We start from the raw sequence: 19,499 nt of genomic DNA, 5'->3' as shown, positions 1-19,499 counted from the left end.
TGTAATTCGTAATTCGTAATTCGTAATTCGTAATTCGTAATTCGTAATTAAATCGATAACGTCGTTAGTAATTACGAATTACGAATACTAATATTTTACTATTCTTACTCATATAAGGAATTTTAATATGTATCGTCGTTGGCTTTTATCTGCTTTTGCAGTTTTGTTGAGTATATTTTTAGTTGCTTGCACCACTGCAAATACTCAGCAACTACAAACAAAGGTGGAAAATACCACTGAGACGACTAACAGGAACTCTCAGCAATTACCAAAAGGATCGGCAAAAAGAGTGGTTGCTCTTTCTTCTCTATCGGCTGATATTATCTCTCGACTCGATCAAACAAAAATTGTTGGAATCACTGGTAGCAAATTATTTAAGAATGACTCAAGATTCAAAGAGATTCCCCGCGTTAGTGAAGGTCAAAGTCCGCCAAATTTAGAGAAAGTGGTAGCACTCAAACCAGATTTAGTTATTGGTGCTGAAGGTTTTTCTAACATTCCAATTCAAAAACTTCAGCAGCTAGGAATTCAAACTTTGCTCACTAAGGTGAATAGCTGGAAATCTTTAGAAGAACTTACAAAGACACTGGCTCAGTCAATTAATGCCGATCCTCAGCTTTTGTTAAATCGTTATAAAACTTTCTTGCCAGATAAGTCAACTCAGAGTCCTTCTACTCTAGCGCTGGTTAGTCGTCAACCAATTTTAGCGCCGAATAAAAACAGTTGGGCAGGAGATTTGCTGGCGAAATTTCAGGCGAAAAATATCGCAGCAGATTTACAAGGAAAAAGTCCAGTTGGCGGCTATGTGACGCTTTCGGCGGAGAAAGTTTTAGAAGCAAATCCAGAGGTGATAATTTTAGTTAATCCTCCACAAGGAAATTCGGAAGCAGCACTTTTAGATTCTTTGAAAAAGGAAGCTTTTTGGCAACAACTGCAAGCAACTAAAAATAACCGAGTCTATGTGTTTGATTATTTTGGTCTGGTAAATCCAGGTAGTATAGATGCAATAGAAAAGGCTTGTCAGCAGCTTAAGCAAGCGTTGTTTACACCACAGGGCACAGTTAAATAAGGGCGCTTCAGCTTTTCTATCTAAAAACTAGCTATTTACAGTGTTGTTGAAGAAGAGATACAGCTAATTCAAAACTATTAGGTTGAGTTTGTACTGCATAGGCTTCTTTTTCTAAATCTTGTCGTTTGACATCGGTATAGTGGCTAAAAAACGGTCGAGCATAATGACTTGGTTGAATGTGTAAACCTAAAATTTTGATTTTTCCTTTTCCGGCACATACCTGTGCTGCATGAACAGTTTCATGGATTAGTGTTTGAGTCCCAATATGTAATTCAAACACTACGGGATTAATCCAGATTTTTTTGTCAGCTTCTCTTAGTAACCCATAAGCTCCTCGCTTTGGTGGTAGTGCAATGATTACCTGAAACCCTTTCTTTTCTAGTTTCTTTTTTAAATCTAAAAATTTTGCATCTGGATTAGGTATTTGAGAAAGCAACAGTAAGGAATTTAATATAAAAATTTTGCTCATTGCCTTTTTGATTACTTGAAAACATTTGTATTCAATTTTAATGGCAAAATCTTAACTGTAGCTTTAACTAAAGCAGCTATTTATACCTCGACATCAACGCTAGCCAAAGTTTAGACTGTGAGCAATCCGTAGTCCTGCAACCTGTTGAGAATGCGATCGCAAAGACAATTCCCAGTCTATGACTGGGAATAAGGGAGACTGGAAACGAGGAACTGACTGTGCTTTTAATCTTTTGCAGAATTAATTGGTTTTTGAGCAAAGGGGATATTCTTTCTACCTTCAGGAGAAGCACCTCCTAGGCTACGAAAATACAGTCCTCCAATGGTGAGTAAAAATGCCACATATCCTACTGCTTGAACAAGATAGAGATTGTCTCTATAGCCAAATAAAGATTTGAGAATAATCCCAGGAAACTGTTCGTCAGGCAAGATTGTGGAAGTATTGGAAACCATTGGCCCCAAAATACAGGAGTGGACTTTTGTAAAACGTTCGTAATAGAAACAAAGATTTTCTGTAGCACGACTGCTAAGGGCAAGGTTAGCTACAGCTTCGTCAAAATGTTTTAAGGCTGAAACTACCAACCCAGCGACAATCAGCACCAATAAAACGCCCATTACCTGGAAAAACTGGCGGATGTTAATTTTGACACCCCATTTAAATAGCAGCACCCCAATAGCAGATGCCCCTATCAAACCAGCAATAGCGCCCAATGCTGGCATTAATCCCTGTTGAAAATTAGCTGCAACGAAGAGAACAGTTTCAAAGCCTTCGCGGACAACGGCAATTAAAATTAAAGTAAAAACACCCCAGCCAGCATTTGAGTTTTGTGTCAGCGCTTCTGTTACTGCTCCCTCAACTGTAGCTTTCATGAATCTGGCTTGTTTTGTCATCCAGATTAGCATCCAACTGAGCATTGCGATCGCTAATACACTAAACACACCTTCTAGCGCTGGCTCAACTACAGTGGTGTATTGAGGATTCGCAGCTCCCAGTACTTGAATTATCCAACTAAATAGCACACCGATTAAGGCGCTGACGACAATGCCAACGCCGACACCAGCATATACCCAAGAGTTGAGCCGGGATTGTTTAGCTTTTTTCAGTAAAGCTAGCACAATCCCAACGACAAGGGCAGCTTCTACTCCTTCTCGGAGTGTTATTACAAAAGTAGGTAGAGCAGTACTAAAATCCATCTTTTATCCTTTGTCTTTTGTCCTTTGTCATTAGTCAGTTGTCCTCTCTTACAAAGTTCTGATCGGAGGAAACCTCCGCTCAGACTTTGCGCTTTGTCATTAGTCAGTTGTCCTTTGAATTTGTTTTTGACTAATGACTAATGACTAATGACTAATGACTATTAACCAAAATCGCGTAGCATCTTTTTCAGTTCGAGATTATGCATCTCTTCTTGTCCAATCATGCCGCGAGCGAATTCTTCAAGATAAATGCTGGCATTGGTGACAGTTTCAAGCAGGTCTTTATACAGATCCAATGCCTTTTTTTCATGGGATAAGCTTTCTGCCAAGATATCCTTGACTTTATGCTGGTAGGTTTCTTCCATTGGGGCGATTTTCAGGGAGGGATGCCCATCTAAACCGGTAAGAATTTCTCCCACTTGTTCGGCATGAAGTAAAGATTCACTTGCCTGTGCTTTGAAAAAAGCCACAATCGGAATACGGTTAGGGCCAGTTACCATCAAAGAATAATGTGTGTAGCGCACTACCCCTGCTAGTTCAAATTCCATGATGGCGTTCAGCAGGTCAATAGTCTTTTTCTGGTCAAGTTCTTGCATCAGTTGTTAGTTAATGTAACGAATGGAGTGTAATTAGTTAGGAGTTAGGAGTTCGTAATTCGTAATTCGTAACTCCTAATGATTTCCTCATTTTAAACTCCTTAACCTATACTTTCCATTAAATTAAAGTGTTATCGCTGTGCTTGGGTATTGGATTTGTCAACCACTTTTTGAGAGTTTTCCTCAATGGTTTTCACTAGCTTGGTAACATCATTAGGAATTTTTACTGCTTTTGCTGGTGGGATGGCGGCGGGCCAAACTTTTATTAGTTCAGCAAAACTAGTGTCGATAGCTTTGTGGGCTTCAGGATCTGCTTGAGCTACTTGACTAGAAATTCCTTTGTATAATTCATTGGCGTAAAAGACAAAACCACGGGAGTCTTGATACTCAATTGGGGCGGTTACTTTACCATTTGCGATCGCCGCACCATATTCGGAGTTAGCTGAATCTAGTAGTTCGTTAATTATCTGTAACGCAAATCCTGGTTTTGAGCGTTGATCTGCTGGCAAAGCTGCGATCGCTCCATCAACTGCTTGCATTGAAGAAGTAAAATTAGTTTTAACTTTGCTATTCTTCGGACTAGATTTTACTAAATCTTGCAAACTCACCAAAGTTGTCTTAAATTCTTTGACTTTGCGCTCATTCAATTGGTCTTCTACATCAACGTAAATCTCCTCAACTGGATGTCCTATATGAGGTTCTGCCTGTTTCGGCTGATTCTGATCCAGCAGTTCTTGTGCTACCAAAAGATGTCCTTTCATTAAGCCTAATTTAGACATATAGTCAACATCTTTTGCCTCACCTGTGAGTACCACTTCTTGAACACCAACCTGGTCTTTAATTTGGTCGAACTGTTCTTGAGTAATTACTTTCTTAGTAACTAAATCTTCTGGTCTGCCGTAGGGACGACTTGCCTGAATTTTGTTGGATAAAGCCGGGACACCTAGCTTGGCTTCAAACTTATCCAATTCTGACAATATTGCACTGTTAATGTTAATTTTTTCTTTGCCACCGTGACCACTATGACTGTTCTCACTTACTGCCTCTGTAGCTTGAGGGCTAGTGACTGGTGCTGAGGGATTTTCTGCGGTTGGTGTACTGCTACAGGAACTTAAGGTAACTATTGCCGCAGCTGCCACTGTTAAACAGATATAGCGAAATTTTTTCATTTCTGATCCTGGCACAATTTAAAAGGTATTGGTTCAAATGCTTCAAACTATTACTCAAAGATAGTTTGTTTGACAAATTGTCATAAATTTTACTTTCGCATATAATGATATTTTTTATCAACTATTTGATTTAAAATTTTATTAATTACCAATTAAGTACCTTGTACTTAGCTTGAATAGAAATTACTATTTATTTTGTTATGAATTGTTAACAGTCTTTTGATTGCTCTGGGCAAGTACTTCAAATTGACCCATGCAACCGTTTTCTGCGATCGCATCCTGATGGGGATGGAACATATACTTACCTGGGTAGCGAAAAGCAAATTCCAAAATGTGCCTTTCGGCCATACCCATCGTAATCACATCAGTTTTCTCGCTAGGAGTCATACTCATGCCATAGCGATAGACATCAAAGAAATTGGCGTGGAGATGAAACGTCACTACCGGATCGTATTCAATGATGTTGAGAACATATAGCCGAATCAACTGATCTTGGTAAATGCGAATGGGATGATGCATGTAATAGTGGGGCACACCGTTGAAAGCGTAATAATCATTATGGCTATCATCATTCACGTCATACCCAGCCATCACTAGTACGATTTCATCAGCCGGGGGACGGGGAGTCGGTGGATCGATGATAAACATCCCGTACAGCCCCTTAGCGATGTGACGGGTAACTGGTTCAATATGGCAGTGGTACAAGTGAACCCCATAGGGTTCAGCATCAAATTCATAAATTGTGGCTTTGCCGTTGCTGATTGGGCGAACACCATCCATTTGTGCCGGATGAACGCCATGAAAATGCAAAGAGTGAGAATGTCCGGCGTTGTTGAGAAAAAGCACTCGCACGCGATCGCCCTGTTTTGCCCGTAGCGTTGGCCCTGGAATGCGACCGTTTAAATCCCAGATGTTGTAAGAGACAGCACTATTGAGATTTATGATGGAAGTACCCGCAGTTAACTGAAATTCTCGGATAGTCCGCCCATTTTCTTGCTTCACCGTCCCATAATCAAAATCCCTTAACATCTTCATCGGGTTAGTAGCGTCGTCTGGTGCTTCCATATCGAGTGGTGGCACTTTGACGATTGACTTACTTTGTAGATTTAGCATTTGCCAAAGTCCGGCTGCACCAGTCACTCCAGCACCTGCTAGCCCCAGCTTCAGTAATTCACGGCGGCTCCAAGGTTTTCCGTCACTTAGAGCGAAGTTGTTGGGCATGACATTTAGTTACGGTTAGTGCTAATTAATTGCAAATATTTTGTAATTAATATTAATATTTTAGATGAATTAGTAATTATTGTCAATAATTTTGATGTCTTGAAAATAGGGAGTAGGGTATTCCTTTTTCGTTCTTGGTTGTGGGATTTTACCGTGATTAGCTGTCTTGCAAAACTCTAGGCAATTTTTCTCCTTTTAATAGTATTTTTACTGAAATTAAAAGTATAAATAAGTTAAAAAATAGTTTTTTGTATCTATTTCTGCTCTGACTAATGCTTTAACAGTAATTGGATTACAAACAATACATATCATATTACTTAGGAACTAAATGCCAGCAATAAACTATTGGTAAGGTGTAAGATATTTAATTAGCTTAGAGATAAAATACATCGCATTTCAAGAAAATTTCGATACTTAGCAGTATGACTATTTTTAATCTTTAATTAATTTTGTTCATAAAAAATTAAGTTAAATTCTAGAGCAATTTTGTGTTGTCTTTGTCTGATGCCATCTGGCAATTGGTTTTGAAGTGCTTTATTTAAATCCAACTCCAAAGAATTCAACTCCTTATATTTTTCTAAATGGTAATGAACGCCATTACTCATGAAAGCAAAAAGTACTGATATAAGTGTTTAGGGAACTTAGTAAAATGTTTATTGACACGGCGACAGAGGTGGAATCCGTGCGATCGCTCCGGCTCTGAGCAGTTCCGGGCGCTTGGCGTATGGAAGCAAACCATCTGGCTTGGCGTGATACTGACTAGCACAGTCAAGTACGGCAGCTGCTGTCTTCTCTACACCTTCAGCATCAGCAGGTAGATCGCCGAATAAGTAGGTGTGTTTGTTATAAGAAACGAAAGCAATTGCACAAGCCTGGTCACAAACACCCATGCATTCAACGGGTTGAATCGAGAACTTGTCTTGCAACATCCAATCATGATATAGGGTTTGTAGTTTCTCTAGCAGCCGTTCACCGCTGCTTTTAGCAACATACTGTTTTGTGCGATCGCTACTTCCACAATTCGTGCAGACGAATATAACGTGTTGATGATTCATAGATAAATTGCAGGGTTCAATTTCTGATGCTGTATCGATAAAAATCCATGTCGAATACTCAATAGTATCCGACATGGATTTTAGGCAATCAGCCTGTCCAGTGATTGGGCAAACAAACTAAGGGCAAATGTATTTACAACCGAATGGCATAACAATAAGGCCCTTTGACACTGACTTACGAAACACTACGATTCCAAGTCAACCCAGTGCGCGGAGTCTGCCGATGTCGCAACCACAGTCCCAGCAGCAAACCAATTACCACAATTCCGGTGAAGTAAGTCAGCGAAATCAACCGGACAGACATCGGTGGAGCGACACCTTCGACTGGAATATTCTCTGCAACTTGGAATGGCTGAAATTGCCGGGTTGCGTTTGCTTGCGCCGCAACCTCGACAACAATGCTATGTGGGGCACCGTCAAAGAACTCCTGCTCCCACGCCAATTTTCCGTTGCTGTCTGGAGTCCCCTGATAAGCAAACGCCAGCCAATTATTTTCGAGTTGGGTGGTTGTTACCTTCAATACTACATCTGTCACAGGTTGGCTGGTTTTGGGATCGCTGACACTAACCTGCAATCTGGCAGGTTGACCCACCGTTGCGCCCTCGTCACCCGATAGTTGCATATAAAGTCCTTGAGACTGCAATTTGGCGGGCTTACCAGAGGGCGGAATTTCTTCTCCCATGCCTGACATCGACATCGTATGGTGTGATTCGGCAAGTTCAGCGCTGATGTTGACCCAGAGGAGTGCAGCGATCGCTACCACAATCAATCCACTTAACAACAATCGCACCCGTTGCGGGGCAATTTCTCCTGGTTGAATTGGTTGTCTGCCCCCAATCACCCAACCTCCTAGTAGCCCAACTGCTAGCAAAATCACAACTAGGATACCAAAGTAGCGGAACTTTAAAGAATTTTCAGGCAGCGTCAGCGTCAGCGTTTGCTGAATCGGCTCAAATGCATTGGCAACAAGCGGAGTAACTGCTACCTGGAGTTGATACGTTCCCCGGATCGGCAGGGTTTGTTGAACCTGCAACTGACCTGTTGGTGCATTGCCCTCAATATCCAGCAACTTTGTTCCTTCGACGATCGGAAAATCTGTTGTGAACCAGGGGTTTTTAGGAGGGGTGAACAATTGCAAGTGGATTTTGGCATCCTTTAAAGATTGCCCTTGAGCATCTACGGCTTGCAATATCAGCTGCACTGGCGGATTATAGTGTCCCGAACCCAACACTGTAGTGGCTTCAGCCTCAAGGGGTTGAACCTGATTAATCGGTGGATTGGTTGTTAGCCGCACCGATGGTTGAGGAGATTGGGAAAGTCCGATCCAACCATACAGAACAATTCCGAGGGTGCAAATCACACCGATCAGCTTAGACCACTTAAATAAAGTCATTTGATTTGTGAACTCCTGCTAATCATTGACTCAATCAACTAATGGCAACTCACCATCAGTGTGTGGTGACGCAGAGTATGAGTTGTGTCATGGATAGCGGGGTATGTACTGAAATAAATTGTCCACAGAGTCAAAGAACACAATGCAACATAGAGCGCTGATTGTACAGGTACTGATAGTACTTGACGGCTGACTTGTTGCTGAATCGAACTAGAAGATTGAACTGTCATTTTGTACCTCGTAGATAAAAAGATATTTAATGATTGATTCGGTAGGCATTCTGACTTCTACAGTTAGCAGTGAACAGTAAATCACTGAAAACAGATGAATAAGACTCTGTATGAGCCGTATTAGCATACTGAGCCAGCTATTTCGTTTTCATTCATGAAGATTACCTATATTAACACTGACGTAAGGTTTAGTAAAACCTATCTAGATGACAGAGGCATTGCAATCTTATGTCCTAAGTGTGACTAGTTGTGTCGCTTCCTACTCACGGATGGTGAGAGAGCTACCCTTACCTTTTTGGTTAATTTATTAGTTTTACTTATCTTGAATTTCTCAACAAATTTCTAAAAAATGTATCTTAGAATATGGTTTTTTGTACAATAATTGTGTAGGTAGCTATCCATCACAAAGCTATACCTTCTCTGCGAGACGCTACGCGTAGCTTGCTTCCCCGTAGGGGTACGGTGAGCTTTGCTAACGCAGAACTTTTCAGCATACTGGAAATTAATTATACGAGGTCAAAAATAAGTACTTCATCTCATATTTCACGATTGCAGAAAACCGCAAGTATTACTATAGGTGAAGGATACCGTCACAGGATAACCGATCGCAGATGTAGCGTTGCAGATAAAAGCGATCGCACCACCAATTTACATTCGATTGATTGGTTTATTTTACTTTACAGCCTTTGTCGGTATTGGCATGGCGATTGGATTGCTAATACAACATCGACGAAAACCCCAAGCAAGGGCAAATTAGTAATATCAGAGCTTTACTAAAGATTTTTGCCAATACAAAGATGTAGATTAATCAATCAAAATAGTTGTGGTAAAACCACACTATTTTTTTTTAATGGGTTGTATAAACTATAAAAAGGTAGTGTGATAGAACAAGGTAAGCGATTGCAATAGCTTTAAAGGTAAAACTTCTATTCGAGCTTGGGATTTTCTAGAAATTGGTATATTTATTAAGTAGAATTTTATTATTTCCAAGCTCATAAAATTAAGATTTACCGAAAAATTAAAAAAGTAATGCTGACAAAAATTACGTTTGAAACAATTCTGGAACGTGCTTTGATGGGATACGACTTATCCCCCGAAGAGGGAGTGGTATTGTTACAACAAACTGAGCCAGAGGCGATCGCAGCAATACGTACTACATCTGACACACTCCGCCACACTCAAGCAGGCGATACTGTCACCTACATAATTAACCGTAATATCAACTTTACTAACATTTGTGAGCAGCACTGTAGTTTTTGTGCTTTCCGTCGAGATAATGGTGATGCCGATGCATACTGGTTAGATTCGGCGCAAATTTTGGAAAAAGCCACAGATGCAGTACAACGGGGTGCGACAGAAATCTGTATGCAGGGGGGGTTAAATCCACAAGCACAGATAAATGGTAAATCTTTGCCCTACTACCTCAAAGTCATAGAAACCATCAAACAGGAATTTCCTCAGATACACCTTCACGCTTTCTCTCCCCAAGAAGTGCAATTTATCGCCAGACTTGACGGACTGGAATATGCTGAGGTGATTACTGCTTTGCGCGATGCTGGTGTTGGCTCAATGCCGGGAACAGCAGCGGAAGTATTAGACGATGATGTAAGGCGGGTATTGTGTCCAGAGAAGATTGACACAGCGACTTGGCTAGAAATTGTTAGCACTGCTCACAAATTAGGTTTGCATACCACTAGCACCATGTTATCTGGGCATATTGAAACCCACGAACAGCAAATCGGACATTTAGAAAAATTGCGATCGCTTCAAAAAACCGCCATCAATCAGGGATATCCAGCCAGGATCACAGAGTTTATTTTATTACCCTTTGTTGGGCAAGAAGCACCCAAATCCTTACGTCGCCGTGTTGGACGCGATCAACCAGTTTTAACCGATGCACTGCTGCTAGGAGCTGTAGCGCGGATTTACTTAGGGAATTGGATTCCCAACCATCAGCAGAGTTGGGTAAAACTGGGGCTTGCAGGTGCGACAGAAGCCTTAGTTTGGGGTTGCAACGATATCGGCGGCACTTTGATGGAGGAGCATATTACCACAATGGCAGGTGCTTTGGGTGGTACGTGTATGGAAGTGGAAACCTTGCAAACTGCGATCGCTTCTTTAGGAAGACCTTACCAACAACGAGATACTCTTTATCAGAAAATTAAGAGTTAGGAAAAAAATTCCTTTTCAATCTCCTTACCTTGTGTTCTCTGCGACTCTGTGGTTAAATAAATCACTTTTAAACCGCAGAGGTACAAAGAGATCAGAGAGAAAAACAGATTTTACGAGTCCGCTTAAAAAAGCTAATCTTCAACGCTTAACTGATTTGCTTGCGTTGTCTCCATAGACAGACAGGTAACATTAAAGTATGCTCCGACAAATTTCTAATTTCTGGTTGCATCATATACATCCTCGTTTAGCTCCCTTAATTGCGACAATTGGTATTGTTGGACTTGCTAGTTGTCTGTTAGTACTTTTTGTTTTAGCACAACTGGCTGAAGAGGTTCTGGAGCGAGATGCTTTTAAATTTGATACTACTTTTTTGTTATGGCTACATCAGTTTGCCAATCCAAATTTAGATAATTTAATGCTGTTTATTACAAATCTTGGTAATCCTAGTACAGTGGTTGAAGTTGCAGGCATTACTATCTTGTTACTTTGGTGGCGACGTTATCAAGAAGAAGCGAAAGCTTTTGTATTTACTTGCTTAGGAGGGTTAATTTTAAATACAGGGCTAAAGTTGTTTTTTTCTAAACCTCGCCCGGAATTATGGCATCGCTTGATTTCTGAAAAATCTTTTAGTTTTCCTAGCGGTCATGCGCTAGGTTCTATGGTAATTTATGGTTTTATTGCTTACGAATTAGCAATTCACTATCCTACTTTTGCCAAAGTTATTTATAGTTTGACGGTTATTTTAATTGCTGTTATTGGTATCAGCCGCTTATATTTAGGAGTCCATTGGCCCACAGACATAATTGCAGGTTATGGAGTCGGTTTTTTGTGGCTGATGATATGTATTACGATGCTGAAATTGCAAAGATTGAGGTAGGGAAAGTTAGTTGATTAAATCCTATCAACCTCTAATTTCATAACTTCGCAAAGAAAATATAGCGACGATAATTGTTCAATCAGATTTTTTAATCACCTGATTTTTGCCCAAGATGCTTGTAGATGAGTGCTTTTGAGGAAGTGAAACAGCACTTTTAACTCCCTAATACAGACGCGATTAATCACGTCTCTCCTTACTCCCCACTCCCCACTCCCCATTCAATTGATCCCCAAGTTACCAATCCAAGATAGGATGGACGTTGATTTACGTATTCTTTTACTTAATGCATATGAAGCGCTATTGGTCGCGTTTGCTTGCGCTGGTTTTGGTTGTAGCTATCGGCTTAATGGGTTGTTCTGGCAGTCCAGATAGTTTGACTGGGGATTATCGTCAAGACACCTTAGCTGTGGTCAATATTATGAGACAAGCTCTGGATCTTTCACAAGATTCACCAGACAAAGCAGCAATTCAAGCACAAGCGCGTCAAAAAATTAATGACTTTTCAGCTCGCTACCAGCGAGTTAACTCTGTTTCTGGTCTTGGCTCGTTTACAACCATACGAACAGCCCTCAATTCCCTAGCTGGACATTACAGCTCTTATCCAAATCGCCCTGTACCTGAAAAACTCAAAAATCGTCTAGAGAAAGAGTTGCAGCAGGTAGAGGTGGCGTTGAAACGTGGCGGTTAGCTATTAACTATTGCTTACTCCATCATCAATAGTCAGGTGTCACAAGTTTTGACTCCTGACTATTTTGTTTGTCAAGGCAGGAGGCAGGAAGTAGAAACTTTTTATGTCTGATGCCTAAGTTCTGGATTAGACATCTCCGATAACTATCAAAGCCTCGCTGTGACTAGCTATTAAAGTGCAAATGCAAACATTGCTAATCACCTAGTCTATAGGAGAAAATAAGGGGTTGAGATATTTATTGTAGAGAACAAGATAAAAATATATGGTGATGTGCGTTAATTTCAGATCATGCGATGGTCGCTTTGCGAACCGTCGCAGGCATCGCGTGGATTTTTGGTGATAATAGTGGTAATATAAGTGCCCCAATTCGGAATCTTACTATTCCACAAATGTCTATTACCTTGATTCTTTTTTAAAGTAATCACGTAGTCAGCATAATGCTAGAGTAATTAACTTCACTATCTCTTTTTGGCAGCCTATCGCATCTATTGTCACAATACATCCAGCCTGAAAGCTTATTACCGTGGCTTTAGATATGTCCATGAAATATTAAAAATGCTTTCAAAAACCCTTGAGCCTATTTTATTAACCCAGATTTTTGCCAAGCTTACTTTTTTAGGACGTATTCATCTCGCTTCTACGGGCGTTGAACCCTCGTAAATTGGCAACGGTATTGTTAAATACAATATTATTTTACGTAAAAAAGTGGGAAAGGTGGGAAAAGTAGGATATTTTGTAGTTTATCTTGATTATCCTGTTGATAAGCTTTAACTTGATAGCTAGTAAATAGTCATTATTCTGACGATTGACACATCTATTCTTTTTTGTCAACACGACTTCAATCAAGACAATAAGCTTAAGATGATAGGTTTAAATAGACAATGAGCAAGCAACCTTTTAAGTTGCCAAGTTTTTATGTACCTTGGCCGGCACGGCTGAACCCAAACCTAGAAGCGGCACGGGTACATTCTAAAGCTTGGGCTTATGAAATGGGAATTTTGGGTGGGGCAGAGGGATCGGAAGATTATGGAATTTGGGATGAGCGCAAGTTTGATGCCCATGACTATGCACTATTGTGTTCATATACCCATCCAGATGTCGATGAATTTATGCTCAATCTGGTAACTGACTGGTATGTTTGGGTATTTTTCTTCGACGACCACTTCCTTGAGCTTTACAAGCGTAGCCAAGATATGGCTGGGGCTAAAAAGTACCTCAATGCACTACCAGCGTTTATGCCTGTGCAGCCCCAACAAACGCCGCCAGAACCCACTAATGCCGTAGAAAGGGGTTTAGTAGACCTCTGGAATCGTACCATCCCCCAAGCCTCCCAAGACTGGGTAATCCGATTTTCTGAAAGTACCATCAATCTTCTCAAAGAATCTCTCTGGGAACTCGCCAATATCAGCCAGGATCGAGTCGCTAACCCCATTGAGTACATTGAGATGCGCCGTAAAGTGGGAGGAGCGCCCTGGTCAGCTAACCTAGTGGAACATGCGGTTGGGGCAGAAATTCCGGCTGTGATCGCCCCTACTCGACCAATGCGTGTCCTCAAAGACACCTTTTCTGATGGGGTACATCTGCGAAATGACATCTTCTCTTACCAAAGAGAAGTTGAAGAAGAAGGAGAAAATGCTAACTGTATCCTGGTCTTGGAACGATTCCTTGATGTCAGTACTCAAGAGGCGGCCAACCTCACTAACGACTTGCTAACGTCTAGGGTGCAACAGTTCGAGAACACCTTTGTTACTGAGCTTCCTTCCTTGTTCGAGGAATATAGTCTGAGTCCCGATGAGCGTCTGAAAGTAGTCCTATATGCCAAAGGACTTCAGGACTGGCAGTCGGGGGGTCATGAGTGGCACATGAGATCGAACCGCTACATGAACCAGACATCAGACAAATCTTCGACAGCAAGCTGGCTTTTAGGTGGCCCTACTGGACTAGGTACATCGGCGGCTCGTTTAGGAGCCTTATACGATAGTTTGGGACTAAAACGGTTCAAAAGCTTCACCCATGTCCCCTATCAGCCTGTAGGGACAGTAATCTTGCCGCAGTTTTATATGCCCTTCTCTACTAATTTGAATCCCCATCTAGCAGAGGCTCGGCGGCATTCTAAAGAATGGGCGCGTCAAATGGGGATGCTGGACGTACTGCCAGGGATGCCCAGCATTTACATCTGGGATGACCACAAATTTGATGTGGCCGACGTAGCTTTATGCGGTGCCTATATTCATCCCAAAGGGTCTAGTGCTGAGTTGAATATCACAGCCTGCTGGCTGGTTTGGGGAACCTATGCTGATGACTACTTCCCTGCACTGTACAGCTATAGCCGCAACATGCCAGGGGCAAAAGTTTTCAACGCTCGGCTATCAGCGTTTATGCCCCTTGATGGGAGTCCTATTCCCGTACCAACAAACCCAGTTGAACGGGGTTTAGCTGATATTTGGGCGCGGACGGCTGACCCCATGACCGCTAATGCTCGTCGCCAGTTTCGTCAGGCGATCGAGGATATGACGCAAAGTTGGTTATGGGAACTGGCTAACCAGATCCAGAATCGCATTCCCGACCCGATAGACTATGTGGAAATGCGTCGTAAGACCTTTGGCTCCGATCTAACTATGAGCCTGTCTCGACTTTCCCAAGGGGACGAGATCCCACCAGAGATTTACCGTACCCGAACCATGCAGGCAATTGATAATTCAGCTGCCGACTTCGCCTGTTTGACGAACGATATTTTTTCTTATCAGAAAGAAATCGAATTTGAGGGCGAGATTAATAACGGTGTGCTGGCGATTCAGAATTTCCTGAACTGCGATATTCCCCACGCTGTCGCCATTGTTAACGACCTGATGACCTCCCGTGCCTTTCAGTTTCAACATATCGTTGCGACTGAACTCCCTATCTTGTGTGATGATTTCGACCTGGATAGCAGTGCCCGTAAGAAATTGTACGGTTATATCAAGAAACTAGAGCAGTGGATGTGTGGGGTACTCAAATGGCATAGGGCGGTAGACCGCTATAAGGAATTTGAGTTGCGGAATAACTCAACAGAAAAACGCTTACTCCAAGGCCCTACAGGCTTAGGCACTGCGGCGACCAAAATTAGACCAAGTGTCGGTCAGGAAAAAACTCAAACCAATGTTCAGCCGGTGGTGCAGAACTTACTGAGTAGTCCAACAGGGTTAGGGACTTCAGCTATGCAAATCAGATCGCTGTTAGGAACGAAAAGTTAGCTCAATCTGAGTTCTAATTACGCTCAATCAAATCACTTGTCAACAAATATTATCAATGGAGATTAATCATGACTAATGCAGCAAACACTCCCCTAGAAAATCAAATTGAGCAATTGCCAATGAGTTTGCAGACCGAAGCAGCGCGTAATTTGGCAACGACCACCAAAACCCAACCCCAAATGCAGGGAATTACCTCACGGTGGCTCTTAAAACTGCTGCCTTGGGTAGAAGCAGTGGGTGGTAGCTTTCGGGTCAACCGTCGCTTAACCTATACGGTTGGGGATGAACGAGTCAGCTTTACCAATACAGGGTCCCAGATACAGGTCATTCCTCAAGAACTCTGTGAGTTACCTTTGTTGCGGGGATTTGAAGATGTCGAGGTCTTAAACGCCTTGGCTAGTCAATTTGTGCAACAAGAATTTGCTGCAGGAGATGTCATTATACGAGCAGGCCAACAAGCTAATCAAGTATTGCTGATTGCCCACGGCAAGGTAAATAAAATTGGCCCAGGTAAGTATGACGATCAAGTTGTTTTGGCTGTATTAGCTGATGGCGACCATTTTGGCGACTACGCTTTAGTTGAATCCCAAGATACTTGGGATGTCACCCTCAGTGCCATTACCCGTTGCACGATCTTGTCTTTACCTCAAGCAGCCTTTCAAAACCTGGTTAATCAGTCTGAGGCTCTGCAAGCGCAAGTGGATCAATTTAGAGCAAAATTGCGCCAACCCAAAAACGAAGAAGGGGAAGCCTCAATTGATATTACCTCCGGCCACCTCGCAGAGGCAATATTACCTGGGACTTTTGCAGATTATGAAATCAATCCACGGGAATATGAGTTAAGCGTCGCTCAAACCATTTTGCAAATCAATACACGGGTTGCTGACCTCTACAACGAACCCATGAACCAGACGGAGGAACAATTACGGCTCACCATCGAAGCATTACGGGAACGCCAAGAACACGAAATGGTTAACAATCGTAACTTTGGACTGTTACACAATGCCGATCTCAAACAACGCATCTTTACCCGCAGTGGCCCCCCAACTCCTGACGATCTTGATGAATTGATCTCCATTGTTTGGAAAGAACCGAGCTTTTTCTTAGCTCATCCCCGCACCATTGCCGCGTTTGGTCGGGAATGCAACCGCCTTGGACTTTATCCCAACCCTATCCCTATGGGTAACAGTGCAATTCCGGCTTGGCGTGGTATTCCCATCTATCCTTGCAATAAGATTCCCGTTACGAAAGAGCGTACTAGCTCCATCATGTTAATGCGTGTGGGAGCAACCAACCAGGGTGTTATTGGTCTGCATAAAACTGGCATTCCTGATGAATATCAACCTAGTTTGTCTGTCCGCTTCATGGGTATTAACGAAAAGGCCGTTATTTCCTACCTGGTTAGTGCTTACTACTCTACAGCCATTCTCGTCCCTGATGCACTGGGCATCCTTGAAGATGTAGAAATTGGTATCTAAGTAATCGGATATCCTCTTCAACAATAATTACTAATTCGTAATGTGCAAATCACGGGTGGGGCCTATCGGGTTAACCGTCGCTTGACTTATGATGTTGGCAATGGACGGGTTAGCTTTACCAATACAGGGAGCCAGGTGCGGGTCATTCCCCAAGCTCTTTGTGAACTATCTTTACTGCGTGGGTTTGAGGATATTGAGGTACTCAACGCCTTAGCAGATCGCTTTGTCCAACAAGAATTTGCCTCTGGTGAGGTCATTGTACAGGAAGGTCAACCAGCCGACCAGGTGTTCTTAATTGCTCATGGTAAAGTTAATAAGCTGAAGGCAGGCAAATATGAGGCGGAAGCTTTACGAGATATCTTAGCTGACGGCGATTGTTTTGGTGGCGAAGCTATAGTTCTATCTCAGGACACTTGGGAGGTTAGCCTAAGAGCCGTTACGCGCTGTATAATTTTGTCTTTGTCAGTACAGGCGTTTCGGGAGTTGATGAACCAGTCTGCAACGCTTCAGACTCAAGTCGATCGTTTTAGAGCTATATTGAGCAAACCCCAGGACAAGCACAATCAAGCCGAGATCGTTATGTCTGCAGGTCATAGTCAGGAGACTGAGTTACCCAGAACCTTTGTTAATTACGACTTGAATCCACGGGAGTATGAGTTAAGCGTCGCTCAAACCATTTTACGGGTGAATGCGCGAGTTGCTGACATCTACAACGAACCCATGAACCAGACAGAGCAACAATTACGGCTGACTATCGAAGCGTTGCGGGAACGGCAAGAATACGAAATGCTGAATAATCCTGATTTCGGGTTATTGCATAATGCCGATCTTAAGCAACGCATTTATACCCGCACTGGGCCACCGACTCCAGATGATTTTGATGAATTGCTCTCTCGACGGCGCAAAACCCATTTTTTCCTAGCTCACCCTCGCGCGATCGCTGCTTTTGGCCGGGAGTGTAACCGTCGTGGCATCTATTCCCCAAGCAGGGAGGTCAATGGAAAGATTGTACCTGCATGGCGCAACTATCCGATTTTTCCTTGTAACAAAATTCCGATCACCAAGGAGGGTACTAGCTCTATTTTGGTACTCCGTACTGGAGAAGAAAACCAAGGGGTGATAGGTTTACATAAAACGGGTATCCCTGATGAATACCAGCCCAGCTTGTCCGTCAAATTCATGGGTATCAACGAAAAAGCTGTCATTTCTTATCTTGTCAGCGCCTACTACTGTGCAGCCATTCTCATCCCCGATGCACTCGGCATCCTTGAAGACGTAGAAATCGGGCGCTGAAGCAAGGGTAATACCGTTTCACTTTAAGGTTGATACAAATAGGAGGCAGGGAGCAGGGGGAAAGAGAGTTTTCCTATTTCTGGATAGATTACGGTAATTATAAGTAATCAAACAAACATGATATTAATTCCTAAAGCAGCGTTGTTTAATAGTTTCTGTCAGCCAGATTTTGTCGATTAGGTGGACTACTGTAATTTTGAAGATAAATATTTATGGTGAATACTCAAATCTTTGAATGGTCATCTGTTAAAGAAACTACTTTTGACCTTAAAGCCTATTTATCAGAACGGCGATCGCAAGTTGAAGCAGCGCTTGAAGAGTCAATTACTGTAGTCTATCCAGAAATACTCTACGAATCTATGCGCTATTCTCTGCTGGCTGGAGGAAAGCGCCTACGCCCGATTCTATGTCTTGCCGGTTGTGAACTTGCTGGAGGCACTATTGAGATGGCGATGCCTACTGCTTGTACGCTGGAAATGATTCACACCTTTTCTCTAATCCATGACGACTTACCTGGAATGGATAATGATGACTATCGACGCGGAAAGTTAACTAACCATAAAATTTATGGCGAAAACATTGCCATTCTAGCTGGTGATGCACTTTTAGCCTACGCTTTTGAGTTTCTTGTGGTTCAAACTAAAGGAGTTGCTGCCCAGCAGTTGTTGCAGGTTGTTGCTAAGTTGGCTCATGCAGTAGCAGCAACAGGTCTAGTTGGCGGTCAAGTTGTTGATTTACAATCTGAAGGATTGCAGAATATTGACATCGAAACCCTCAACTTTATTCATGCCCACAAAACTGGTGCTTTATTAGAAACGTCTGTTTTATCAGGAGCATTATTGGCGGGAGTGGATAATAAAATTCTGCTGCCGCTTTCTCACTATGCTCGTAATATTGGTTTAGCTTTTCAAATTATTGATGATGTGCTTGATATGACTGGTACTCAGGAGGAACTCGGTAAAACTCCGGGCAAAGATCAAAAGGCGCAAAAAGTAACTTATCCCAGTTTGTGGGGTATTGAGGAATCAAAACTCAAAGTGCAAAAATTGGTTGACTCAGCGAAAGCAGAATTAGCTTGCTTTGGCGAAAAGGCTCAACCTCTAATGGCGATCGCAGACTATATCACAGCTAGAACACATTAGTTAGCGCTCACTCTGCCAAGTTTTTTAACTTTCTATGGTTCGTAACTGGCTATTTTTTGGGTAAAAGCATATATATGGTACAGGAGTCTTTGGCACTAATAAAAGCTGAAAGGAATGCTAGATAATCATTACAGGCTGTAATATCAAGTCCGGCTAATTAGTTATAATTCCCGAATCTATGCAGAAACCCAAAAACCCTTCCCCTCTGCCCCTCTGCCCCC

18 protein-coding genes and 1 pseudogene are annotated in these 19,499 nt (G+C 42.2%); 10 read left to right on the top strand and 9 right to left on the bottom strand.

All coding sequences use genetic code 11. From position 1 onward, the window contains the following. The first annotated feature begins 127 nt into the window (after positions 1–127). Positions 128–1,069, top strand: a complete 942-nt coding sequence (locus ACFE93_RS08760; RefSeq protein ID WP_375472940.1) for an ABC transporter substrate-binding protein — start codon at positions 128–130, stop codon at positions 1,067–1,069. A gap of 31 nt (positions 1,070–1,100) precedes the next feature. Here the strand turns inward: ACFE93_RS08760 and ACFE93_RS08755 are convergent, their stop codons facing one another. The 9 genes from ACFE93_RS08755 to ACFE93_RS08715 form a co-directional block, all read right to left on the bottom strand. Beyond that, the gene (locus ACFE93_RS08755) at positions 1,101–1,538 is read right to left on the bottom strand and encodes a hypothetical protein (RefSeq protein WP_375472939.1); all 438 of its coding nucleotides are present in this window, start codon (positions 1,536–1,538) and stop codon (positions 1,101–1,103) included. A gap of 224 nt (positions 1,539–1,762) precedes the next feature. Then, a complete protein-coding gene (locus ACFE93_RS08750) occupies positions 1,763–2,731 on the bottom strand; it encodes an FTR1 family protein (RefSeq protein ID WP_375472938.1) in 969 nt (322 codons plus the stop codon). Between the two features lie 161 nt (positions 2,732–2,892). Further along, the gene (locus ACFE93_RS08745) at positions 2,893–3,327 is read right to left on the bottom strand and encodes a bacterioferritin (RefSeq protein ID WP_104906910.1); all 435 of its coding nucleotides are present in this window, start codon (positions 3,325–3,327) and stop codon (positions 2,893–2,895) included. Positions 3,328–3,458: 131 nt separating this feature from the next. Continuing rightward, positions 3,459–4,496, bottom strand: a complete 1,038-nt coding sequence (locus tag ACFE93_RS08740) for a helix-hairpin-helix domain-containing protein (protein ID WP_375472937.1) — start codon at positions 4,494–4,496, stop codon at positions 3,459–3,461. Positions 4,497–4,694: 198 nt separating this feature from the next. Beyond that, positions 4,695–5,717 (bottom strand): multicopper oxidase domain-containing protein, encoded by a 1,023-nt coding sequence (locus ACFE93_RS08735; protein WP_375472936.1) that lies wholly within the window; start codon positions 5,715–5,717, stop codon positions 4,695–4,697. 443 nt (positions 5,718–6,160) lie between these two features. Beyond that, entirely contained in the window at positions 6,161–6,322 is a 162-nt protein-coding gene (locus ACFE93_RS08730; protein ID WP_375472935.1) for a hypothetical protein, read from the bottom strand. A gap of 48 nt (positions 6,323–6,370) precedes the next feature. Next, entirely contained in the window at positions 6,371–6,847 is a 477-nt protein-coding gene (locus ACFE93_RS08725) for a DUF1636 family protein (protein ID WP_375472934.1), read from the bottom strand. Positions 6,848–6,947: 100 nt separating this feature from the next. Beyond that, complete coding sequence (locus ACFE93_RS08720) at positions 6,948–8,165, bottom strand: hypothetical protein (protein WP_375472933.1); 1,218 nt, start codon at positions 8,163–8,165, stop codon at positions 6,948–6,950. A 38-nt stretch (positions 8,166–8,203) separates the two neighbouring features. Further along, positions 8,204–8,395: a CbtB-domain containing protein gene (locus tag ACFE93_RS08715; RefSeq protein WP_375472932.1), complete on the bottom strand. Its 192-nt coding sequence runs from the start codon at positions 8,393–8,395 to the stop codon at positions 8,204–8,206. Positions 8,396–9,014: 619 nt separating this feature from the next. Here ACFE93_RS08715 and ACFE93_RS08710 point away from each other — a divergent pair. The 9 genes and pseudogenes from ACFE93_RS08710 to crtE all read left to right on the top strand — a co-directional run bounded on the left by ACFE93_RS08710 (position 9,015) and on the right by crtE (position 19,278). Further along, positions 9,015–9,152, top strand: coding sequence for a hypothetical protein (locus ACFE93_RS08710; protein ID WP_375472972.1), 138 nt, complete (start codon positions 9,015–9,017; stop codon positions 9,150–9,152). 272 nt (positions 9,153–9,424) lie between these two features. Next, positions 9,425–10,567 (top strand): 7,8-didemethyl-8-hydroxy-5-deazariboflavin synthase subunit CofH, encoded by a 1,143-nt coding sequence (gene cofH, locus ACFE93_RS08705; protein WP_375472931.1) that lies wholly within the window; start codon positions 9,425–9,427, stop codon positions 10,565–10,567. A 196-nt stretch (positions 10,568–10,763) separates the two neighbouring features. Continuing rightward, complete coding sequence (locus tag ACFE93_RS08700) at positions 10,764–11,444, top strand: phosphatase PAP2 family protein (RefSeq protein ID WP_375472930.1); 681 nt, start codon at positions 10,764–10,766, stop codon at positions 11,442–11,444. Positions 11,445–11,727: 283 nt separating this feature from the next. Next, positions 11,728–12,132 (top strand): photosystem II protein Psb27, encoded by a 405-nt coding sequence (gene psb27 / locus ACFE93_RS08695; protein ID WP_375472929.1) that lies wholly within the window; start codon positions 11,728–11,730, stop codon positions 12,130–12,132. Between the two features lie 507 nt (positions 12,133–12,639). After that, a pseudogene (locus ACFE93_RS08690) lies at positions 12,640–12,792 on the top strand (IS4 family transposase); the annotation flags it as partial. A gap of 221 nt (positions 12,793–13,013) precedes the next feature. Beyond that, a complete protein-coding gene (locus tag ACFE93_RS08685; protein ID WP_375472928.1) occupies positions 13,014–15,365 on the top strand; it encodes a family 2 encapsulin nanocompartment cargo protein terpene cyclase in 2,352 nt (783 codons plus the stop codon). A gap of 68 nt (positions 15,366–15,433) precedes the next feature. After that, positions 15,434–16,843 (top strand): family 2B encapsulin nanocompartment shell protein, encoded by a 1,410-nt coding sequence (locus ACFE93_RS08680; RefSeq protein ID WP_375472927.1) that lies wholly within the window; start codon positions 15,434–15,436, stop codon positions 16,841–16,843. A 42-nt stretch (positions 16,844–16,885) separates the two neighbouring features. Continuing rightward, on the top strand, positions 16,886–18,136 hold the full coding sequence (locus tag ACFE93_RS08675; protein ID WP_375472926.1) for a family 2B encapsulin nanocompartment shell protein: 1,251 nt from the start codon (positions 16,886–16,888) through the stop codon (positions 18,134–18,136). A 212-nt stretch (positions 18,137–18,348) separates the two neighbouring features. Next, positions 18,349–19,278: a geranylgeranyl diphosphate synthase CrtE gene (gene crtE / locus ACFE93_RS08670; RefSeq protein WP_375472925.1), complete on the top strand. Its 930-nt coding sequence runs from the start codon at positions 18,349–18,351 to the stop codon at positions 19,276–19,278. Positions 19,279–19,499 lie beyond the last annotated feature (221 nt).

The sequence above is a fragment of the uncultured Nostoc sp. genome (assembly GCF_964247315.1).
GTDB lineage: Bacteria > Cyanobacteriota > Cyanobacteriia > Cyanobacteriales > Nostocaceae > Nostoc.
The sequence above is the reverse complement of the archived record's forward strand: the minus strand, read 5'-3'. Positions and strand labels throughout refer to the sequence as shown.

What these genes read in the sequence shown, in the direction of transcription:
- ACFE93_RS08760 (WP_375472940.1), top strand. Translation starts at nt 128, where the DNA reads ATGTATCGTCGTTGGCTTTTATCTGCTTTTGCAGTTTTGTTGAGTATA.
- ACFE93_RS08755 (WP_375472939.1), bottom strand. Translation starts at nt 1,538, where the DNA reads ATGAGCAAAATTTTTATATTAAATTCCTTACTGTTGCTTTCTCAAATA.
- ACFE93_RS08750 (WP_375472938.1), bottom strand. Translation starts at nt 2,731, where the DNA reads ATGGATTTTAGTACTGCTCTACCTACTTTTGTAATAACACTCCGAGAA.
- ACFE93_RS08745 (WP_104906910.1), bottom strand. Translation starts at nt 3,327, where the DNA reads ATGCAAGAACTTGACCAGAAAAAGACTATTGACCTGCTGAACGCCATC.
- ACFE93_RS08740 (WP_375472937.1), bottom strand. Translation starts at nt 4,496, where the DNA reads ATGAAAAAATTTCGCTATATCTGTTTAACAGTGGCAGCTGCGGCAATA.
- ACFE93_RS08735 (WP_375472936.1), bottom strand. Translation starts at nt 5,717, where the DNA reads ATGCCCAACAACTTCGCTCTAAGTGACGGAAAACCTTGGAGCCGCCGT.
- ACFE93_RS08730 (WP_375472935.1), bottom strand. Translation starts at nt 6,322, where the DNA reads ATGAGTAATGGCGTTCATTACCATTTAGAAAAATATAAGGAGTTGAAT.
- ACFE93_RS08725 (WP_375472934.1), bottom strand. Translation starts at nt 6,847, where the DNA reads ATGTCGGATACTATTGAGTATTCGACATGGATTTTTATCGATACAGCA.
- ACFE93_RS08720 (WP_375472933.1), bottom strand. Translation starts at nt 8,165, where the DNA reads ATGACTTTATTTAAGTGGTCTAAGCTGATCGGTGTGATTTGCACCCTC.
- ACFE93_RS08715 (WP_375472932.1), bottom strand. Translation starts at nt 8,395, where the DNA reads ATGACAGTTCAATCTTCTAGTTCGATTCAGCAACAAGTCAGCCGTCAA.
- cofH (WP_375472931.1), top strand. Translation starts at nt 9,425, where the DNA reads ATGCTGACAAAAATTACGTTTGAAACAATTCTGGAACGTGCTTTGATG.
- ACFE93_RS08700 (WP_375472930.1), top strand. Translation starts at nt 10,764, where the DNA reads ATGCTCCGACAAATTTCTAATTTCTGGTTGCATCATATACATCCTCGT.
- psb27 (WP_375472929.1), top strand. Translation starts at nt 11,728, where the DNA reads ATGCATATGAAGCGCTATTGGTCGCGTTTGCTTGCGCTGGTTTTGGTT.
- ACFE93_RS08685 (WP_375472928.1), top strand. Translation starts at nt 13,014, where the DNA reads ATGAGCAAGCAACCTTTTAAGTTGCCAAGTTTTTATGTACCTTGGCCG.
- ACFE93_RS08680 (WP_375472927.1), top strand. Translation starts at nt 15,434, where the DNA reads ATGACTAATGCAGCAAACACTCCCCTAGAAAATCAAATTGAGCAATTG.
- crtE (WP_375472925.1), top strand. Translation starts at nt 18,349, where the DNA reads ATGGTGAATACTCAAATCTTTGAATGGTCATCTGTTAAAGAAACTACT.